The organism is Thiomonas bhubaneswarensis (assembly GCF_001418255.1).
Classification (GTDB): Bacteria; Pseudomonadota; Gammaproteobacteria; order Burkholderiales; family Burkholderiaceae_C; genus Thiomonas; species Thiomonas bhubaneswarensis.
The window spans coordinates 330,946-349,884 of sequence record NZ_LIPV01000002.1 but is presented as its reverse complement, the minus strand read 5'-3'; the positions used below and the strand labels follow the sequence as shown (position 1 = coordinate 349,884).

Sequence of the window (18,939 nt, the reverse complement as noted above, 5' to 3'; positions counted from 1 at the left end):
CAGCCTATTCTCAATGCAAAAACCGTCAGTCGCACCTGCCCGCCAGCGCGGCATGACGCTTGTCGAACTCATGGTGGCCTTGTTGCTCGGTCTGGTCGTCACCGGTGTGGCGATCAGTGTCTTTCTGGCCAGCCGAGGCTCGTTCAAAACGAATATGGCGGTCGGCGAAGTACAGGATGCATCGCGCATCGCCTTCGAACTTCTGACTCGCGATGCCCGTCAAGCCGGGCTGACAGGCTGCGGCAACGGATCGAGCATGGCCAATGTCCTGAAGAACGGCACCGGCAATGGCGGAAACGACTGGTGGGCCGATTGGGGCAATGCGGTTCATGGCTATGAGGCCAACGCGGACGACCCCGCAGTCACCGAAGGCACGGCCACTGCCAATCGGGATGCCACCACCGACTCCGTCCAACTGATCGGCATTGAAGAGGGCGGCTTGAGTGTGAAGAGTGCCACCACGTCCAGCCTCACCCTCTGGTCCGCGGCCAGCAATTGGGCGAACGGCGATGCCTTGGTCATCTGCGACCCCGATCACGCCGCACTTGTTCAACTGGGCAGCGGGTCAGGCACCACGTCGCTGAGCTGGGTGACCAGCGGTTCCAACCCAGGGAACTGTACCGCCAACCTCGGATTTCCGACCGTACCGCCCGCACCTCCGGGTACCACGGCGTGTTCCGCCGACCCCTACACCTACCGCGCCAACGCCATGGTGTCGCGTTTGAACGCGGCGGACTGGTATGTCGGCGTCAACCCCTTGGGCGGGCGCTCTCTCTACCGGCGAACGCTGACCAATAGTGGCGGCAGCCTGTCGGAGACCTCGCAGGAAATCGTCCGTAATGTCACCGACATGCAGATCCTCTACCACGAAAACGGTGAGGCATCTTATGGCGATGCCTCAACAGTCGCCGACTGGAACGCCGTCGATGCCATGCAGATCGCCCTCACCCTGCAAAGCGCTACCCGGCAGTCCGTGGCAGGCGCCAATGCGACGCCCCTCACCCGCACCGTCACCACCGTCATCGCCTTGCGCAACCGAGTGAGCTGAACAATGTCTGCCAAGCCTGTGTCCTCGTCATCCCGCCGCGAAACCGAGCGCGCCCAGCGCGGGGTCGCGCTCATCGTCGCGTTGATTCTTCTGGTCATCGTCACCGTGATCGGTCTGGCGGCCATCCGCAGCACGACCATGCAAGAAAAAATGGCGAGCAATCTGCAGGATCGCCAGATCGCCCTGCAGAACAGCGAAGCCGCCTTGCGCGTTGCCCAGGGCCTGCTGCAAGCCAATACGGCCACCATCTGGCGCGACTGCACGGTCGCCACGACGCAGTGCGACAACAACCCCTCGGCACAGGCAGATGCGGCCGCCGCCTGGCAAACTGTGCCAACGGGAACCGCAGCCAATCAATACACAGCAGGAAGCAATGCTGCGGGCCAGCCGCAGTACGTGATCGAGGACATGGGCTTCTGGAACGACCGCCGCACCGCCCTGGGCCCGCAGCAGACGGCCAACAGCGCGCAATACGGTGCAGCTCCGGTCGTGCCAACGGCGCACTTCTATCGCATCACCGCGCGCAGCGCCGACCCGGCCACGGCGCCTGATCGCGCCACGGTCACGCTGCAGGCCTGGGTGCGCCAATAACCACCACCCTCACCCATTCTCACAAGACTTCACACCCAAAGGGACACCGTCATGCGTCCGCAAACAATGCCTCGTCGCACCCCGCTTTGGAAGAAGCTGGTTCTGCTGTGTACCGCGTGCAGCCTGAGCGCCGCGCCACTCGCGCAGGCGGCCGTGTCCATCGACCAGCAGCCACTGACCCTGAGCAACAACGTCCCCGGCAACCTCGTGCTCACGCCCTCCGTGGAATGGCCCACCGTGATGAGCATGGCCAATGTGGGCAGCTTCGATGCCGGCAAGACCTATTACGGCTATTTCGACCCGAACAAGTGCTATGGCTACACCATCGCTGCAGCGACGGTGCCGACCTTCACAGGCGTCAACGGTGGCACCAAGAACTACTTCGAGCCGACAAGTGCCGCGAGCAATCGCACCTGTTCCAGGGCTTGGAGCGGTAACTACCTGAATTGGGCCGCCACCCAGACCATCGACGTCTTTCGCTCCACGCTGACCGGTGGCAACCGGGTGGTGGACACGGCCGACCTCACCATTCTGGAGAAGGCGCGGCACACCGGGCAAACAGGTACGGGCGCTCTCGACATCTCCGGCGCAACCACGGTAGCGAACAACACGCCGTCGAGCTTCAGCTATTTTTCGACGAAACTCGCCGGGTTGGGCAACCGGATGTACTTCATCTCGGCCAACAGCAGCACCGTCAAAGATAAGGACAACACCTACCGCGCTCTGCGCTATCTGCTCGACAATCCGGGCACGGCGCAAAGCAAGGGCGCGATCGAATTCGACCCTGCCAAAGGCATACAGTCGGGCTGGGTCTACTCGGTCAACATCGACGTGCAGGTCTGCAAAAGCGGCATGCTCGAGGAAAACTGCGTAGCTTATGGCAGCCATGCCAAACCGGAAGGCCTGATCCAGAAGTACGCCTCCGTCTTAACCTACAGCGTCTTCGGCTATCTCAACATCTCCAAAGAGCTTCAGGACGGCGCGGCATTGCGCGCACCACAGGGATTTGTCGGCCCCAAGACCTTTGAGCCGGGCACAACGCCCGCCACCAATGCCCAGGCTGAATGGAGCTCCACCGATGGCACCTTCGTGCGCAACCCGCAATCCACCGCCGCTTCGGACACCACCACGGCGTACGCCACATCGCCTGATATCCAGGACAGCGGCGTCATCAACTACATCAATAAATTCGGTCAGATGACCACCGCGAACGACAAGAGCTATGACCCAGTCAGCGAGATGTATTACGCGGCGCTGCGCTACCTCAAGAATCAGGGCCCCGTCGAGTCTTACAACAGCATCAGCAACTATCCGGACGGCACGGCCTACAAAATGACCGATGGGTTCCCCGTGGCGCGCACATGGTCCGATCCGTGGAAGTACTCCTGCCAACGCAGCTTCATTCTCGGCATCGGCGACGTCAACACCTGGGACGACAAGAACCTTCCGGGCAATCTGAATACCGACACCGAGCCCGCCGTACCTGCCGAGGTGACCGCCGACACGACCGTCAACGTCAAAACCGCGACGGAAAAGATCGCCCAGCTCGAAGGGATCACCATCGACGGCATGACCGCCACCACGGGTACCTCGTTCAGCGGCCGACACAACTCCGCCTATATCGCAGGACTGGCATACGATGCCCACACCTTGGACATGAGGCCAGACCTCACCGGCAAACAGACCGTCTCGACGTATTGGGTCGACGTCATGGAGAACCAGGTTCTGCAGGGCAAAGCCAAGAACCAATACTGGCTCGCCGCCAAGTACGGCGGGTTCTCTGTCCCCGCCAACTACGACCCCTACGCCAACACCACGGCGCTTCCCGAAGCATCGTGGTGGACCAATGGCCAGACGCTGAGCACAGGCGACAAACGCCCTGACAACTTCTTCACCGGGGGCGATGCCAAGAGCATGAAGGCCGGTCTGGAGGCCGCTTTCTCCGCCATCGCCAGCGAAAATGTCGGCAGCACGGCCTCGCTTTCCACCAACTCCACCCAGCTCAACAGTGGCAGTCGGGTGTATCAGGCCAGCTACAAGGAGGGCGTCTGGAGCGGCTCGCTCAAGGCTTTCAACATCGATCCGGCCACGGGTGCCGCAACCACACAGGCATGGGATGCCGCCACGGTTTTGCCTGCCGCGGCTGACCGCAAGATCTACACCGTGGTCAATGGCAGCTATGTGACTTTCGACAGCACCAACGTCAGCGGCAAATACGGCTGGACCACCGACTTGGTGAACTACCTCCGTGGCGACGCCACCAAAGAAATCCGCAATGGCGGCACGCTGCGCGATCGCACCACGGCGCTGGGCGACATCATCAACTCGCAACCGATCTACGTCGGCAAGCCTGATGCAGGCCCCTACGCCAACGCCACCTTCACTGGCTCTGACAGTTTCAAGACCTTTGCCGCCACCCAGGCCACGCGTACACCCACGATCTACGTGTCATCCAACGACGGCATGTTGCATGGCTTCAATGCCAACACGGGCGTCGAAACCTTCGCCTTCATGCCCGGCGCGGTGCTTGCCGCATCCACCAATCCGAGCGTGCTCGCGCAGAAAAACTACGGCTCCGGCCTCAATCCGCACCAATACTTCAACGACGGTGAAATCACCGTGGCCGATGTTTACACCGGTTCGCCAGCGGCTTGGCGCACGGTTTTGGTCGGCTCCACCGGGCGGGGCATTACCCGCTCGATCTACGCGCTCGACATCACCGACCCTGCAAGCGTGAAGTTTCTCGGCGAGGTCTCAAATGGTTCTCTTGGACAGACCGTAGGCAAGCCCATCATCGCGCAAACCGCTAACGGCGAGTGGTCGGTTCTGGTGGGCAACGGCATGAACAGCGATACCGGCACCGCCGAACTCCTGCAAATCAGCCTGAATACCGGCACTGTCTCCCGCCACACGACCAACACCGCAACCGACAACGGTCTGGCCACGCCGGTGGTCTGGATCGACAACCTTGCCAACGGCATCAGCACCAAAGCGTACGCAGGCGATTTGCAGGGCAACGTCTGGTCATTCGACCTCGCCAATGCCACCAGCAGCGGCACCCTCCTGTTCACCGCGAAGGACGACAACAACAAAGCCCAGCCGATTACAGCGCCCATGTTCGCCGCCAAGAACCCCGATACCGGTGATCTCTGGCTGTTCTTCGGTACCGGGCGTTACCTGAGTTCGACCGACCTGAAAAACACAGATGTGCAAAGCTGGTACGGGTTGAATGTCTCACAAACCAGCTTTCCGATTGTCAAGAACGACCTGATCGAGAGAAGCATTACGTCGGAAACGGCAGGCACAGCGGCGGACACGACCGCCACGCCGCCCGTGCCGGCCACGTTACCGTCACGCACGGTCAGCGTAGGCACAGCTGGTGACATCTCGAAGAAGAAGGGCTGGTACATGAATCTGTTGCCCCCTTCAAAAACCCCGCAAGGCGAGCGCATGATCGTGGCGAATCAGGCCTATCAGAACCTGCTTGTCGGCAGCACCCTCATTCCCGACAATGCCGATGTCTGTGCACCATCCGGGCGCGGGTGGATCATGGCTGTCGATCCGTTCACTGGCACCAACCCGACCAACATCTTTTTCGACCGCAATGGTGATCGGAAATTCAATGATTCCGACAAGGTCACGGTCAATGGCGTGACGATTCCGATTGCCGGTATCGGTCTCACAGCGCTCACGGGCATGAGCAGTTTCATCAGCACCACCCTGCTGGCCAACCAAAACGGCACCATTTTCAATACCCAGGTGAATCCGCAGGTTTCCAATCCTGGGCGTGTATCCTGGGCCGAACTCGTCAACCCGTGAGGACGAAGACAACATGCCGCATCGCCATACCCCTCATGCCTTCATTTCGGCGCCCAGACTGATTTCGCGCGGGTTCACGCTGATCGAGCTGTTGATCGTCGTGGCCATTATTGCCATCATCGCCGCCGTGGCCTACCCGTCGTACATCAGCCATGTCACCAAGACCAAGCGCGTTGCGGCCGAGGCTTGTCTGGGCGAATATGCCAATTACATGGAGAGGTACTACTCGACCAACATGCGCTATGACCAGGACTCCGCCGGAACGCCGCACGCTTTGCCCACCTTGTCCTGCGCTTACGACCTGAGCTCGGACTACGGATTCAGTTTTGCGCCGAACACATTGGGGCAGTCGACCTACCGTGTTCGTGCGGAACCTCGAGGCGTGCAGGCAAGCCGTGATACAGAGTGCGGAACGGTTTCCTTGGACCAGACAGGAACGAAGACAGAAAGTGGCTCGGGCACCGTAAGCACCTGCTGGTAACAAAAAGTTCGATTTCAATCAAGAAACCTGGAATTTCATATTTTTCGAGAGAAGCTCGCTGCCATAATCTCCGAACCTTCCGTCTTCTTGGAGACCGACGATGCAGAGCGATTGCCGGAGTTCCCGAGTAGCGCGCGTACACAGCGGATTCAGTGTCGCTGAAACGCTCATCGTCTTGTCGATCGCGGGGTTGCTTGCAGCGATCGCGGCCCCTTCGTTTTCTCATTTGATCGAGCTGCACCGCATCGTCGTCAGCAGCAATGCCTTGATGGGCGCATTCGCGATGGCAAGGCAGTCAGCCATCGCCAAGAACCAGGTCGTGACCATTTGCGCAGGAAGTGTCGAATCGGGATGTCACGCTGACTGGAATCGTGCGGAATGGCTCATCTTTACAGATCGCAATCGCAACGGAAGACGTGACAGCGAGGACTTTCTGATTCAGGATGGCACCGCCTCAACGGGTGCGGCCGTTCGCATTCTGGCCAATCGCCCCCTGAAGATGCCCGTGCTGTTCCATCCCATCGGACATGCCGAGCAACCCAGTGGCGCTTTTGCGGCGGGAACTATTCGAATCTGCGCCACATCGTCAAGTGCAACGCCGGGTGTCGATCTGGTCCTTTCCAAATCGGGACAAATCCGCACGCAAGCTCACGACGCGGGTGGAAATTGCACGCAGCCTTGATCGGTTTCCGGGGTAACAAGAATGAAACTGCAGTCAAGGACAGATCGCGCTCCTTAATAAGAGCTCACTAAGTTCATGCACCGCCAAACTCATTGCCCTCGGATGCAGTCGGCAGCGCCATGTTGATGTCGTCAGCCCTTCCATGGCTGGCCGCGCTCGGCGCCGGTCTGCTCATCGGCATCGAGCGCGAACGCAGCCAGCCTCAGGATGCACCCGCCGGGTTGCGCAGTTTCGTGCTGGCGGCGCTTTCCGGGGCTGCTGCGGCGGCCGTCGGGCCGCTGGCCTTGGCGTTGACGCTTGCGGCATTCGCCGTGCTGACTCTTGCGGGGTATCTGCAGACGCGCAGCGCAGACCCCGGCCTGACCACCGAGTTCGCCCTCATCCTTACCGTGCTGCTGGGCGCGCTGGCGCAGCAGTCTGCGGGTCTGGCGGCGGGTCTGGCCGTCTTGACTGCGGGCATTCTGGCGGCCAAGGCGCTGCTGCATCGCCTAGTGCGCACTGTGCTCAGCCAGCAGGAAATGGAGTCGGGGCTGTTGCTTTTCGCTGCGGCTCTGGTGGTGCTGCCGCTGTTGCCCGACCAACCCATCGCCTGGCTGGCCGGGCTGAATCTGCACACTCTGTGGCTGCTCGCGGTGCTGGTCATGGGCATCCAGACGCTGGGCCACATCGGCGTGAGGGTGCTGGGCGCCCGACGCGGCCTGGCGCTCTCAGGGCTGGCGGGCGGCTTTGTCTCGAGCACCGCCACCATCGCCAGCATGGCGCAGCGTGCCCGCGCCACACCTTCGCTGCGCGGCTCCTGTCTGCAGGCGGCGTTTCTGTCCAATCTGGCCACCGCCATCGAACTGGGTGCGTTGATCGGGGTGATTGCTCCCGACCTTTTGCCCGGCCTGCTCCCTGCTTTGGGGCTGTACGGCTTTGGCTCCCTGCTTGGGGTCGGACTGCTGCTGCGCCGCGCGTCGCCGGCCGACGCAGGGGAGCCGCTGCCCGCATCGCAGCGTCCTTTCCAGCCCTTGCAGGCGATTGTTTTCGCCGCCATTCTCGCCGTCGTGCTGCTGGTGGCCGAGGCCGCGCGCGGCTTGTTCGGCGGCGTGGGCGCGGTCGTGGCCACGGGCATGGCAGGGTTTGCCGATGCTCATGCGGCGTCTGCCTCGGCCGCGCAGTTGGCCGTGAACGGCGCCTTCACGCCGGAGCAGGCCCTGTCGGCCATCGGACTCGCGGTCTCGGCCAACGCGGTGAGCAAGAGCGCCGCTGGTTTTGCCGGAGCGCAGCGCGCCTTCGGCCAGTCGAACCTAGTGATGCAGGTCGCTCTCATCGGGCTCTTCTGGCTCGGCCTCTGGGTCAGCATGCTCAGTGGCAGGTGGGCATTCGCCTAAAATCGGGCGGTTTATACGCGGCGCGTCGAACCACAGAGGTTGTGAATGAATCCGCCCCGCATTCCCCTTTTCGCCATCGCCCTCGACTTCCCGCTGCATGCACACCGACGCCCCCCACCCGCAAACCCCTGACGACAGCCCGCTCATCGCCGAACGCCGCGCCAAACTTGCCGCGCTGCGCGCCACCGCCCCCGCATTTCCGAACGATTTCAAGCCGACGCACCAGGCTGCGAGCCTGCAGGCCCAACATGGCGGAGACGAGCCCGAAGCGCTGGAGGCCGCAGGCATCAGGGTGCGCGTGGCCGGGCGCATGATGCTCAAGCGGGTGATGGGCAAGGCCAGCTTCGCCACCTTGCAGGACGGCACCGGGCGCATCCAGATCCACGTCTCCAACGACGTCACCGGCGAGGAGGAGCACGCGGCTTTCAAGCACGATGATCTCGGCGACTGGATCGGCTGCGAAGGTTTGCTGTTCAAGACGCGCACCGGCGAACTCACCATCAAGGCCGAGCAGGTGAGGCTGCTGGTCAAGTCTCTGCGCCCCCTGCCCGACAAGTTCCACGGTCTCGAAGATGTGGAAACGCGCTATCGCCAGCGCTATGTCGATCTGATCGTCACGCCTGAATCGCGCGAGCGCTTCGCGCTGCGCAGCAAGGCCATCGCGGCGCTGCGCAACGAAATGCTGGCAGCCGGTTTCATGGAGGTGGAAACGCCCATGCTCCACCCCATTCCGGGCGGCGCCGCGGCCAAGCCTTTCGTCACCCATCACAACGCGCTGGACCAGCAGATGTATCTGCGCATCGCGCCCGAGCTCTACCTCAAGCGTCTGCTGGTGGGGGGCTTCGAGCGGGTGTTCGAGATCAACCGCAACTTCCGCAACGAAGGGCTGAGCCCCCGCCACAACCCCGAGTTCACCATGATGGAGTTTTACGCCGCATGGTGGACTTACCGCGACCAGATGGATTTCACCGAGGCGCTCATTCGCAACACCGCGCAGATCACCTGCGGCACCACGGTGCTCACGCACCAGGGCCGCGCCCTCGACCTCGGCGCGCCGTTTGCCCGCCTTACCCTGACGCAGGCGATCCAGAAGCACGCCCCCGATTACACCGACGCGCAACTGGCCGACGACGGTTTCCTGCGCGGCGAGTTGCGCCGCCTCGAAGCCGATCACGCCCCGCACAAGCTCAAGGGCATGGGACTGGGCGCGCTGCAGCTTGCGCTGTTTGAGGAGGTTGCCGAGCATCTGCTGTGGGAGCCGACCTTCATCATCGACTACCCGGTGGAAGTGTCGCCCCTGGCCCGCGCCGCCGACGCCGATGCCAACACGACCGAGCGCTTCGAGTTGTTCATCACCGGCCGCGAAATCGCCAATGGCTTCTCCGAACTGAACGACCCCGAAGACCAGGCCGCGCGCTTTCATGCCCAGGTGCAGGCCAAGGAGGCCGGCGACGACGAAGCCATGTACTTCGACGCCGACTATGTGCGTGCGCTCGAATACGGCATGCCGCCAGCGGGTGGCTGCGGCATCGGCATCGACCGCCTGGTCATGCTGCTGACCGACGCCCCCAGCATCCGCGACGTCATTCTCTTCCCCGCCCTGCGCTTCGAGGGCTGAACGCCATGGCCACACTCATCTGCGGCTCGCTCGCCTTCGACACCATCACCACCTTCGACGGCCGCTTTGCCGAGCACATCCTGCCCGACAAGGTGCACATTCTCAACATCAGCTTTCTGGTGCCCACCATGCGGCGCGAGTTCGGCGGCTGCGCCGGCAACATCGCCTACAGCCTGGCGCTGTTGGGCGGTGAGCCGCTCATCCTCGGCGCGCTGGGTGCCGATGGTCAGAGCTACCTCGACCGCCTCGATGCGCTGCACATTCCGCGCTGCCACGTCGGCGTCTTGGCCGACAGTTTCACCGCCCAGGCGCACATCATCACCGACCGCGACAACAACCAGATCACCTCGTTCCACCCGGGCGCCATGGGCCGGGCGCACGAGCTGCCGGTACCGCTGGACGCCGGGGTCGATCTGGCCATCGTCGCCCCCGACGGCCGCTCGGCGATGATCGACCACGCCGCACAACTGGCCGCGGCGGACATTCCCTTCGTGTTCGATCCGGGCCAGGGCATGCCGCTGTTCGATGGCGCCGATCTGCGCGACTTCATCGACAAGGCGAGCTGGGTGACGGTCAACGATTACGAGGCCGAACTGCTGGTGGAGCGCACCGGATGGGGCCTCGATGACATCGCTAAGCGGGTTCGCGGGCTGGTGGTCACCCGTGGCGACCAGGGCTGCCGCATCTGGGGCGACGGCCACACCTCGACCGACCTCCCAGGCGTGCCTGCGCAAGCCGTCTGCGACCCCACTGGTTGCGGCGATGCCTTCCGCGCCGGTCTGCTGTTCGGCCTGTCGCGCGGCTGGGAGCTGGCCGACAGTTGTCGGCTGGGCAATGTGCTCGGGGCGGAAAAGATCGCCGTGCATGGCCCGCAGAATCACCACATCACCCTGTCGGGCGCGCTGCTGCGCCTGCGGCAGGTGTACGGCAGAGCGCCGCAGGCCGACTGAACCCAGGCTGAAGGCGATTTTTCTTCGCTTGCAAATTCATCCGCCACGGATTGAAATGTGTGGCGTGGAACGCATCTTCTCAGGGCGAGTCTGATAAGGGCTCCACACATCCAGATACGGAGGTTTTCCATGAACGAACAACGCGACTACACCGTGTACGCCCAGCCGGGCGGCGCCATGACGGTGCGCAACAAGGTGCTGCGGCAAACCTACAGCCTGCTCGCGCTCTCGCTGATTCCCACGGTCGTGGGCGCGTGGGTCGGTATGGCCACAGGGCTGAACCTGGCCATGGCACAAAGCCCGGGCATGACCATGATCGTGTTCCTGGTCGGAGCCTTCGGCCTGATGTTCGGCATCGAGCGCACCAAAAATTCCAGCACCGGGATCGGGCTGCTGCTGCTGTTCACGTTCTTCATGGGCGTGATGCTGTCGCAGATGCTCGGCTTCGTGCTGGGCATGGACAACGGCCCGCAGCTCATCATGCTGGCGTTCGGCGGCACAGCGGTGATTTTCGGCGCCATGGCCACGCTGGCCAATGTGGTCAAGCGCGACCTTTCCGGGCTGTCGAAAATGCTGTTCGTCGGCGTCATCCTGCTGATTCTGGCCGGAATTGCCAACATCTGGCTGCAACTGCCCGCACTGATGCTGACCTTCTCGGTCGTCGCCATTGTGATCTTCTCGGCGTTCATGCTGATCGATGTGCAACGCGTCATCAACGGCGGCGAAACCAATTACATCACCGCCACGCTGGCGATCTACCTCGACATCTACAACGTGTTCGTCAACCTGCTGTCCATCCTGAGCTTTTTCAGCGGCGGCGGGCGACGCTGAGCGCGAGGCACGACCATGAAAAACGCCCGCAACTGCGGGCGTTTTTCATGGAGCCAGACGGCTCATTCGCGCTCGAACACCGCCATCGACTCTACATGCGCCGTGTGAGGAAACATATTCATCACACCGGCCGCCTTCAGGGTATAGCCCGCCTGATGCACCAGCAGCCCGGCATCGCGCGCCAGGGTTGCCGGATTGCATGACACATAAACGATGCGACGTGGCGGAGTAAAGGGCTCGACCTGCGGCATGCCTTCACCGGACTGACTTAGCGGGCCACTCACGGCTTCGACCAAGGCCTTGCACAGCGCCAGCGCGCCGTCGCGGGGCGGGTCCACCAGCCAGAGGTCGGCTTCGCCATAGGCCCGCAGATCGTCTGCCGTCATATCGAACAGATTGCGCACCGCAAAGGCGACTCTGTCCTGCAGGTCGTTGTGCATGGCGTTGTCGAGTGCGCGCGCCACCAGCGTGGCGCTGCCCTCAACGCCCAAGACCTGCCGGGCCTGTGTGGCGATCGGCAGAGTGAAATTACCCAGGCCGCAAAACCAGTCGATCACCCGGTCGGTGCGCCGGGCGCCCAGCAAACGCAGGGCGCGAGCCACCATCACGCGGTTGATCTGCGGGTTCACCTGGGTGAAATCGGTCGGGCGAAACGGCATGACGATGCCGAACTCCGGCAGGGCGTAGCTCAAGGCCTCGGCACAGGGATCGAGCGGCACCACCGAATCAGGCCCCTTGGGCTGTAGCCACCATTGCACGCCGTGCTTCTGGCCAAAATCGCGCAGCCGCTGCCGATCGGCGTCGGTCAAGGGCTCGAGATGGCGCAGCACCAGAACGGTCACCCGATCGCCCATCGCCAGTTCGATCTGGGGTGCTCGCTCAGGCCGCGACAGCCCAGCGATCAGTGCGCGCAAGGGCAGCAAGAGATCGGAAATCGCCTTGGGCAGGATGTCGCAGCTGCGCATGTCGGCCACATAGCTTGAGCCCTTCTCGTGAAAGCCGACCAGCACCCCGCCCTTCTTCACCACCAACCTGACCGTGAACCGCGCCCTGGTGCGATAACCCCAACTGGGGCCTGCGATGGGCCGCAGAAGGCGCTGCGGCCTCAAGCGGCTCAGATGCCAGAAATCATCTTCGAGCGTGCGCTGCTTGAACGCCAACTGAGCCGCTGGATCGACATGCTGCATGGTGCAGCCGCCGCACACTCCGAAATGAGGGCAAAGTGGCGCGACCCTGCTGCTCGAGGTCGTCGCCCACGCCACGGCCTGCCCCGACTCCCAGTTGCGTTTGCTGCGCATGATGCGCGCCTGCACCCGCTCTCCGGGCAGCGCATTGGCGACGAACACCACCTTGCCGTTCTCGCTGCGCCCAACACCTCGGGCCTCCAGATCAAGGCCGCCGATCTGCAGCCATTCCAATCGTTCTTTGTCGTCCATCCATCTATTGGAACAGATGGGCGCAGCGCCAAATGGGTGCAGCGCCACCCGCCTCAGGACTTTACGGGCGCGGGCAGATCAGACCAAGCGGCCAGGTATTCCCGCCAGTGCGCCTCCAGCGCCGCCAGCGTGCCCAGGGTATGCCTGACCAGGGTGATCTCATCGGCGTATTCATCCGCAGACAAGGCCCCGCGCATGAGCTGGTAGCGGCAATACAGCAGGTAAGTGTTCATGACATCGGTCTCGCAATAGCGGCGGATGTCGTCGGTCTGGCCTGCAAGCCAGGCGTCAAAAACCTTACTGCCGTCCATGCCCAGCTTGCCGGGAAAGCCACAGAGTTTGGCCAGCACGTCCATGGGCGCGTTGGCGCGCGGCTGGTAAAGCGCCAGCAGGTCCATGAGGTCGAGATGGCGGGTGTGATAGCGGGAGATGTAGTTGTTCCACTTCATCTCGCGATCGTCTTCGCCCATGTCCCAATACTTCGGCGCCGTGACGCCGTGAACCAGACCGCGGTAGTGCAGCACGGGCAGATCGAAGCCGCCGCCATTCCAGGAGACGAGCTGCGGCGAGTGCTTTTCAATGACGCGGAAAAATTGCTGCACCACCTGCCCCTCCTGGCCGCCCTGATCGACGAAAGAGTGGATCTTCAGCCCTTCGTGATTGCGAAACGTGCACGAGATCACCAGCACGCGCTGGCAATGGATCGGGAGGAAGTCGCTGCCCGTTTTTTCCAGGCGCTGCGCCTGAGCCTGACGCACGGCGGCCGTGTCATCGAGCTCAGGGTCAGCCAGCCCTGCAGCGCGCAGGGCTTCGGCGTCCGGGATGGTTTCGATGTCGAAAGTGACGATGGGGGTGCGAATCATGGATGGGTGCACGAGCGAGAAAACGTCAGCCGAACCGTACCGTCACAGCAACGAACCCTTGTCCACCCCGTTGCGGGCAAGGCGTCCCTTGAGCTTGAGCAGCGCCTCCTGCTGAATCTGGCGAACGCGTTCACGCGTCAGGCCAAGGCGCTGCGCGAGCGACTCCAGCGTCTCCAGGTCGCGGCCATGCAGTCCGAACCGCGCCTCGATCACCTCGCGCTCGCGTTCGGCCAGCGCGCCGACCCAGGAGTCGATCAGCGCCTCGATCTCGCGTGTCTGAGTCTGCTCCTCCATGCTGATCGAGTTCTGGTCGGCGAACTGATCGGCATAGCTCTCGCCATTCTGCGTTTCACGCAGCGCATCGAGCGAGACGGGCTGCTCGGCGAGTGCCAGCAAATCGGTGACCTCTTCGGGACTGCGACCCAGCAGCGCGGCAACGTCTTCGTCCGAGGTCTGCCCTCGGTAGTCGGCAGCCTGCTCCAGGTGCTTGCGGGCACGCAGCACCTGGTTGAGTTCACGGATGACGTGCACAGGCAGGCGGATGGTGCGAACCTGCTGCATCAACGCACGTTCGATGCTCTGGCGTATCCACCAGCTCGCGTAGGTCGAGAAGCGAAACCCGCGCTCGGGCTCGAACTTCTCGATGGCATGGATCAAACCGAGATTGCCCTCTTCGATCAGGTCGCCCAGACTCGCGCCACGGCCGACATACGCTTTGGCAATGCTGACCACCAGCCTCAGGTTGTGCTCCACCATGGCCTGCCGGGCCTCGAAATCTCCGCTCTTGGCGCGGGTCGCCGTCTCGAATTCTTCTTCGGGCGTAAAGAGGGGTTTGACGCGAATGTGGTTGAGGTAAGACTGCAAGGCGCTCACGCCCGACTCGTCATCGATGGCGCCGATCGAAGCCGGCGGACAGGGCAAGCCCTCGGCCGGTGGCGCTGGCTGAGCGGACGGCGTTTGCGGGCTCTGCTGCGCGAGGGCGTTGGCGGCTGCGGCACTCAAAGGTACGTCAGACGACACCGCGCCGTTGACCCCGGCGGCCTGAGCCTCGCCCGCAGCGGGCGAGGCATTGCTGTTGGTGGATTTCGGTCTGCGCGGCATGCGGGCGGTCAGGGTTGCTTGGGCAGCAGCCCGATCGGGTCGATGGACTTGCCACGCAGCCGGATCTCGAAATGCAGCTCAACGCGCGGAGCGTCGGTCGAGCCCATTTCGGCGATCTTCTGCCCGCGCTTGACCGTCTCGTTTTCCTTCACCAGCATGACGTTGTTGTGGGCATAGACGCTGATGTAGTCGTCGTTGTGCTTGATGATGATGAGCTTGCCGAAACCCCGCAGTTCCGAGCCGGCATACACCACACGCCCTGCCGCCGCGGCATAGACCGGATCACCAAGATTGCCGGCGATGTCGATGCCCTTGCTCGTCGTGCCGTTGAACCCCTGGATGATCTTGCCGCTGGCAGGCCACGACCAGACGATGCCATCGTGCGTGGCCGTCGCCAGATTGCTGGCGACGACGGCAGGCCCGCTGGGCGCCGGGCTTGCCACAGGTGCGGGAGGGATCGCAGCGCTTGCGGGTTTGACGGGAACCGCCGCGACAGGGGCTCCATTGGTCGGCTTGGCAGGGGTCACGGGTGCCAGAGGCGTGACGGCGAAGCTCTGCGCCGTGGTGCCACTGGGCAAAGGCGCTGCGGCGGGAGCCGATGAAGCAGGAGGGGCCGCCGTCGTCGTTGCCTGCGGCGGCACGACACGCAAGACCTGCCCCACTTCGATCACGTTCGGATCGCTCAGGTTGTTCCATTGCGCGAGGTTCTGCCAGGTCGTGCCGAACTGCAGCGCGATGCGTCTGAGCGTGTCGCCAGGCTGCACGGTGTAATAGCCGGGCTGACCGGCGAGCGAGGCAGAGGCCGCCGTCGCAATGCCCGCAGGCGCCGCGGCCACGGTGGCGGGCGGCGCATAAACCGGCGGCACCCTCTGGAAATTCTTCTGCTCGACGGGCACCGGGGTCAGCGACACCGAGGAACAGGCGCCCAGGATGGCCGTGGCCGAGAGAGCTAGAGCAAGCAGAGCAATCCGCATGATGATGATGAGCGTCGATTCGAGAGGGTCAGTTCAGGTCAGGCCGGATTTTAGGGGGACAAACTTCGCCCCTTCGAGCGGCTGAATGTCGAAAGCGGTGGCTGAACGTTTGCGATAAAGCAGGAGCTGTTGTGGATCTCCGATAGGCGCAATCAGTGCCCCGCCCACAGCCAACTGGTCCAGCCAGGCCTGCGGCACGGTCAGCGCCGCGGCACCCGAGAGAATCACATCGAACGGCGCGCCTTGCGGGCATCCGGCCATGCCATCGCCCAGAATCAGGCGCAGATTGGGCACCCGCAGGGCGCGAAGATTGTTGCGAGCCAGATCATGCAAGGCGCGTATGCGCTCCACGCTGTAGACCTCCACCGCTACGCGGGCTGTCACCGCCGCGGCATAGCCACAGCCGGTACCGATATCGAGGACCTTGCCCAGATTCGCACGCGGCGCCAGGGCTTTGAGCGCCGCATCCAGACCCCTGGCCACCACCGAAGGCTTGGAAATCGTCTGCTCGTACCCAATCGGCAAGGCGTTGTCGAGATACGCCTGGGCTGCCAGGCCGGGTTCGACGAAGTGGTGTCGCGGCACATCCAATAGCGCCTGCAGCACACGCTCGTCAAACCCGCCGAGCTGTCGCAACTTGTCCACCATGCTGCGACGTACCGCCTCCGAATCGAGCCCCGCCTGACGGGGCAGGCAGCGCGAGGGGCCCTGCGCCTGGGGCTGGGCGTTCGCCGTCCGCAGGACCGTCGATGAGACTGTCGGCACCCGGGCCGATCTTGGCTCGATTCTGAACGGCTCTGCAGCCGGTGACGATTTGCCCGACGGGGTCTCAGCTTGCGGACGCACCGGCCAGTGCACAAAACGGGGGGGCGACTTGGTCCCTGCGCTCACACACTGCCCCGTGTTTCAAAGCGAGCCGCGCAGGAAGCGATCTGCGCGTGATGCGTCAGGTCGAGCTGCAAAGGGGTCAGCGATGCGCAGCCCTGAGCGATGGCATCAAAATCCGTTCCGGCCTGCTGGTCGAGAGCTGCCCCGGCGCCACCGATCCAATAGATCGTGTCCCCATAGGGATTTTTCTGCACCACCACCGGTTGACTCGGATGCCGTTTGCCCAGACGGGTCACGCGCAAACCGCCCAAAGCGCTCATAGGGCGATTGGGAACGTTCAGATTGAGCAACTGCGCCTGCCGGGGCATATCGGCGACCAGCTTGCCCACGACCTCGACAGCGACGGCTACAGCCGTGTCCAGATGCATCCAACCCTTTTCGACCAGCGAGATGGCCAGCGCCGGAATGCCGAACAGATAGCCTTCGGTGGCAGCAGCCACCGTGCCCGAATAAATGGTGTCGTCGCCAAGATTGGCGCCGTTGTTCACGCCGCTGACCACGAGATCCGGTCTGAAATCGAGCAGCCCCGTCAGCGCGATATGCACGCAGTCGGACGGCGTGCCGTTGACATAGCGAAAGCCATTGCTCGCGGTGTAGACCGACAGAGGGCGGCTGAGCGTCAGCGCGTTCGACGCGGCGCTGGCGTTCTGTTCGGGGGCAATCACGGTGACGTCCCAGTGCGTCCGCAGCCCTTCATAAAGCGCGGCCAGCCCAGGGGCGAGGTACCCATCATCATTGGCAAGAAGAATTCTCATGACCGCATCTTATCGGGTCATGATGACCAATACATCGGGCACCCCAGGAGATCGTGCGCCAAGACGGTCAGCGCAGGCGCACCGCGAGCATTTCAGACCTCGAATGCTCTGCAAACTGGTGCCCGGAGCGGGGATCGAACCCGCACGCCCCTTTTCAGGAAAGCGGCGGATTTTAAGTCCGCTGCGTCTACCAATTTCGCCATCCGGGCAAGCCGCAGCGCAAACATGGGAGATGGAGGCGGGGGTCGGAATCGAACCGGCATAGACGGCTTTGCAGGCCGCTGCATAACCACTCTGCCACCCCGCCGGGTGACTAGGCTTTGCGTAAAAGCGAAATGCTACGCAAAACCGCCGGACGCTGCTGACTCGATCCCTGCAGTTGACCTTGAGTCAAAGGTCACCAGAAAAAGCATCGCACCGGACACAAAAAAGGGAAGCGTGGCTTCCCTTTTTTGCTAAGAATTGGAGCGGGAAACGAGGCTCGAACTCGCGACCTCAACCTTGGCAAGGTTGCGCTCTACCAACTGAGCTATTCCCGCGGAAAACAATAATTATTGCAGCGCATTTTGGTGCTGTCAATAGCCTTTGCGCAGATCGATCAATGCAAGCCCCGCTCGTCGGGTTCATCGACCGAGGTCGCAATCACGCTGACGGGACGCCCCTTGAGGCGGTGCCACACGTAAAGCGCATAACCGGACAGTCCGTACAGAACGAACAAGCCAAACAATACAAGCGGCGGCTGATAGGCGATCAGGCCGATCAACAGCACGATCAGAAAAATGCTGATGAAGGGCACGCTGCGCCGCAGGCTGAGATCCTTGAAGCTGTAGAAGGGCACATTGGTCACCATGGTGAGCCCGGCAAACAAGGTGATGACGAAGCTGAACCATGCCACATGCGCACCCTGCACACCGGCATCGGTCATGATCCACAGGAAACCCGCGACCAAGGCTGCCGCAGCCGGGCTGGGCAGCCCCTGGAAGTAACGCTTGTCGATCACGGCCACGTTGGTGTTGAACCGGGCAAGGCGCAATGCGGCTCCGGCGCAATAGACAAACGCGGCCAACCAGCCCAGTTTGCCCAGCCCACGCAGCGACCATTCATAAATGATGAGTGCGGGCGCGGCGCCGAAGGACACCATGTCGGCCAGCGAATCGAACTGGGCGCCAAACTCGCTTTGGGTGTTGGTCATGCGGGCCACGCGGCCGTCGAGGCTGTCGAGCACCATGGCGGCGAAGATCGCCGTGGCGGCCGAGTCGTAGCGGCCACTCATCGCCATGACGATGGCGTAGAACCCGCAGAACAGCGCCGCCGCGGTGAATGAGTTGGGCAAAAGATATATGCCGCGACGGCGACGATGGGCCGGGTCGTCGTCGGGCTCAGGGGTTTGATGAGGCGCTTCAGGCATGTAGGGCCGAACGACCTCAGGGTCCTCGTCGGCCTGCTCCGAAAGACTCACCTGCTGGGGAAATTTGGCCACATTACGCGACATGCTCGACCTCGCTGGTGAAAAACCACATTCCTGCAAA

The 18,939-nt window shown here is 62.8% G+C and carries 16 protein-coding genes and 3 tRNA genes; 9 read left to right on the top strand and 10 right to left on the bottom strand.

What is annotated here, in order from left to right; genetic code table 11:
• Window positions 1-13: 13 nt before the first annotated feature.
• From ASC45_RS04255 to ASC45_RS04215, 9 genes are all read left to right on the top strand, one after another.
• On the top strand, window positions 14-1,048 hold the full coding sequence (locus ASC45_RS04255) for a PilW family protein (protein WP_072242967.1): 1,035 nt from the start codon (window positions 14-16) through the stop codon (window positions 1,046-1,048).
• A 3-nt stretch (window positions 1,049-1,051) separates the two neighbouring features.
• Entirely contained in the window at window positions 1,052-1,639 is a 588-nt protein-coding gene (locus tag ASC45_RS04250; RefSeq protein ID WP_055449775.1) for a pilus assembly PilX family protein, read from the top strand.
• Between the two features lie 246 nt (window positions 1,640-1,885).
• Window positions 1,886-5,458: a pilus assembly protein gene (locus tag ASC45_RS04245; RefSeq protein WP_167344835.1), complete on the top strand. Its 3,573-nt coding sequence runs from the start codon at window positions 1,886-1,888 to the stop codon at window positions 5,456-5,458.
• A gap of 13 nt (window positions 5,459-5,471) precedes the next feature.
• On the top strand, window positions 5,472-5,939 hold the full coding sequence (locus tag ASC45_RS16145; protein WP_055449773.1) for a type IV pilin protein: 468 nt from the start codon (window positions 5,472-5,474) through the stop codon (window positions 5,937-5,939).
• Between the two features lie 100 nt (window positions 5,940-6,039).
• Window positions 6,040-6,621 carry a GspH/FimT family pseudopilin gene (locus ASC45_RS04235; RefSeq protein WP_055449772.1) on the top strand — a complete coding sequence of 194 codons (582 nt, stop codon included), beginning with the start codon at window positions 6,040-6,042 and terminating at the stop codon, window positions 6,619-6,621.
• Between the two features lie 119 nt (window positions 6,622-6,740).
• Complete coding sequence (locus ASC45_RS04230; protein WP_055449771.1) at window positions 6,741-7,994, top strand: MgtC/SapB family protein; 1,254 nt, start codon at window positions 6,741-6,743, stop codon at window positions 7,992-7,994.
• A gap of 97 nt (window positions 7,995-8,091) precedes the next feature.
• Window positions 8,092-9,612 (top strand): lysine--tRNA ligase, encoded by a 1,521-nt coding sequence (gene lysS, locus ASC45_RS04225; RefSeq protein ID WP_055449770.1) that lies wholly within the window; start codon window positions 8,092-8,094, stop codon window positions 9,610-9,612.
• A 5-nt stretch (window positions 9,613-9,617) separates the two neighbouring features.
• Entirely contained in the window at window positions 9,618-10,562 is a 945-nt protein-coding gene (locus tag ASC45_RS04220; RefSeq protein ID WP_055449769.1) for a carbohydrate kinase family protein, read from the top strand.
• Between the two features lie 129 nt (window positions 10,563-10,691).
• Window positions 10,692-11,393, top strand: coding sequence for a Bax inhibitor-1/YccA family protein (locus tag ASC45_RS04215; protein ID WP_055449768.1), 702 nt, complete (start codon window positions 10,692-10,694; stop codon window positions 11,391-11,393).
• A gap of 62 nt (window positions 11,394-11,455) precedes the next feature.
• Here ASC45_RS04215 and rlmD read toward each other — a convergent pair whose 3' ends face one another.
• From rlmD to pssA, 10 genes are all read right to left on the bottom strand, one after another.
• Window positions 11,456-12,829, bottom strand: coding sequence for a 23S rRNA (uracil(1939)-C(5))-methyltransferase RlmD (gene rlmD / locus ASC45_RS04210; protein ID WP_055449767.1), 1,374 nt, complete (start codon window positions 12,827-12,829; stop codon window positions 11,456-11,458).
• Between the two features lie 53 nt (window positions 12,830-12,882).
• A complete protein-coding gene (locus tag ASC45_RS04205; protein WP_055449766.1) occupies window positions 12,883-13,692 on the bottom strand; it encodes a 3'-5' exonuclease in 810 nt (269 codons plus the stop codon).
• A gap of 42 nt (window positions 13,693-13,734) precedes the next feature.
• Window positions 13,735-14,793 (bottom strand): RNA polymerase sigma factor RpoS, encoded by a 1,059-nt coding sequence (gene rpoS, locus ASC45_RS04200; RefSeq protein WP_055449765.1) that lies wholly within the window; start codon window positions 14,791-14,793, stop codon window positions 13,735-13,737.
• Between the two features lie 8 nt (window positions 14,794-14,801).
• A complete protein-coding gene (locus tag ASC45_RS04195) occupies window positions 14,802-15,767 on the bottom strand; it encodes a peptidoglycan DD-metalloendopeptidase family protein (RefSeq protein WP_055449764.1) in 966 nt (321 codons plus the stop codon).
• Between the two features lie 33 nt (window positions 15,768-15,800).
• Window positions 15,801-16,532: a protein-L-isoaspartate(D-aspartate) O-methyltransferase gene (locus tag ASC45_RS04190; RefSeq protein ID WP_281173289.1), complete on the bottom strand. Its 732-nt coding sequence runs from the start codon at window positions 16,530-16,532 to the stop codon at window positions 15,801-15,803.
• 122 nt (window positions 16,533-16,654) lie between these two features.
• On the bottom strand, window positions 16,655-17,410 hold the full coding sequence (surE, locus tag ASC45_RS04185; RefSeq protein WP_055449762.1) for a 5'/3'-nucleotidase SurE: 756 nt from the start codon (window positions 17,408-17,410) through the stop codon (window positions 16,655-16,657).
• A gap of 116 nt (window positions 17,411-17,526) precedes the next feature.
• Window positions 17,527-17,619 (bottom strand) — tRNA-Leu (locus ASC45_RS04180).
• A 24-nt stretch (window positions 17,620-17,643) separates the two neighbouring features.
• Window positions 17,644-17,717: transfer RNA gene (locus tag ASC45_RS04175), tRNA-Cys, on the bottom strand.
• A gap of 156 nt (window positions 17,718-17,873) precedes the next feature.
• Window positions 17,874-17,949: transfer RNA gene (locus ASC45_RS04170), tRNA-Gly, on the bottom strand.
• 59 nt (window positions 17,950-18,008) lie between these two features.
• Window positions 18,009-18,818, bottom strand: coding sequence for a CDP-diacylglycerol--serine O-phosphatidyltransferase (gene pssA, locus ASC45_RS04165; RefSeq protein WP_055449829.1), 810 nt, complete (start codon window positions 18,816-18,818; stop codon window positions 18,009-18,011).
• Between the last annotated feature and the right edge of the window lie 121 nt (window positions 18,819-18,939).

Excerpts from the sequence above, each read along its gene's own strand:
- ASC45_RS04220 (WP_055449769.1), top strand. The coding sequence starts at position 9,618 with ATGGCCACACTCATCTGCGGCTCGCTCGCCTTCGACACCATCACCACC.
- ASC45_RS16145 (WP_055449773.1), top strand. The coding sequence starts at position 5,472 with ATGCCGCATCGCCATACCCCTCATGCCTTCATTTCGGCGCCCAGACTG.
- surE (WP_055449762.1), bottom strand. The coding sequence starts at position 17,410 with ATGAGAATTCTTCTTGCCAATGATGATGGGTACCTCGCCCCTGGGCTG.
- ASC45_RS04235 (WP_055449772.1), top strand. The coding sequence starts at position 6,040 with ATGCAGAGCGATTGCCGGAGTTCCCGAGTAGCGCGCGTACACAGCGGA.
- ASC45_RS04255 (WP_072242967.1), top strand. The coding sequence starts at position 14 with ATGCAAAAACCGTCAGTCGCACCTGCCCGCCAGCGCGGCATGACGCTT.
- ASC45_RS04205 (WP_055449766.1), bottom strand. The coding sequence starts at position 13,692 with ATGATTCGCACCCCCATCGTCACTTTCGACATCGAAACCATCCCGGAC.
- ASC45_RS04195 (WP_055449764.1), bottom strand. The coding sequence starts at position 15,767 with ATGCGGATTGCTCTGCTTGCTCTAGCTCTCTCGGCCACGGCCATCCTG.
- rlmD (WP_055449767.1), bottom strand. The coding sequence starts at position 12,829 with ATGGACGACAAAGAACGATTGGAATGGCTGCAGATCGGCGGCCTTGAT.
- ASC45_RS04250 (WP_055449775.1), top strand. The coding sequence starts at position 1,052 with ATGTCTGCCAAGCCTGTGTCCTCGTCATCCCGCCGCGAAACCGAGCGC.
- pssA (WP_055449829.1), bottom strand. The coding sequence starts at position 18,818 with ATGCCTGAAGCGCCTCATCAAACCCCTGAGCCCGACGACGACCCGGCC.
- rpoS (WP_055449765.1), bottom strand. The coding sequence starts at position 14,793 with ATGCCGCGCAGACCGAAATCCACCAACAGCAATGCCTCGCCCGCTGCG.
- ASC45_RS04245 (WP_167344835.1), top strand. The coding sequence starts at position 1,886 with ATGGCCAATGTGGGCAGCTTCGATGCCGGCAAGACCTATTACGGCTAT.
- ASC45_RS04215 (WP_055449768.1), top strand. The coding sequence starts at position 10,692 with ATGAACGAACAACGCGACTACACCGTGTACGCCCAGCCGGGCGGCGCC.
- lysS (WP_055449770.1), top strand. The coding sequence starts at position 8,092 with ATGCACACCGACGCCCCCCACCCGCAAACCCCTGACGACAGCCCGCTC.
- ASC45_RS04230 (WP_055449771.1), top strand. The coding sequence starts at position 6,741 with ATGTTGATGTCGTCAGCCCTTCCATGGCTGGCCGCGCTCGGCGCCGGT.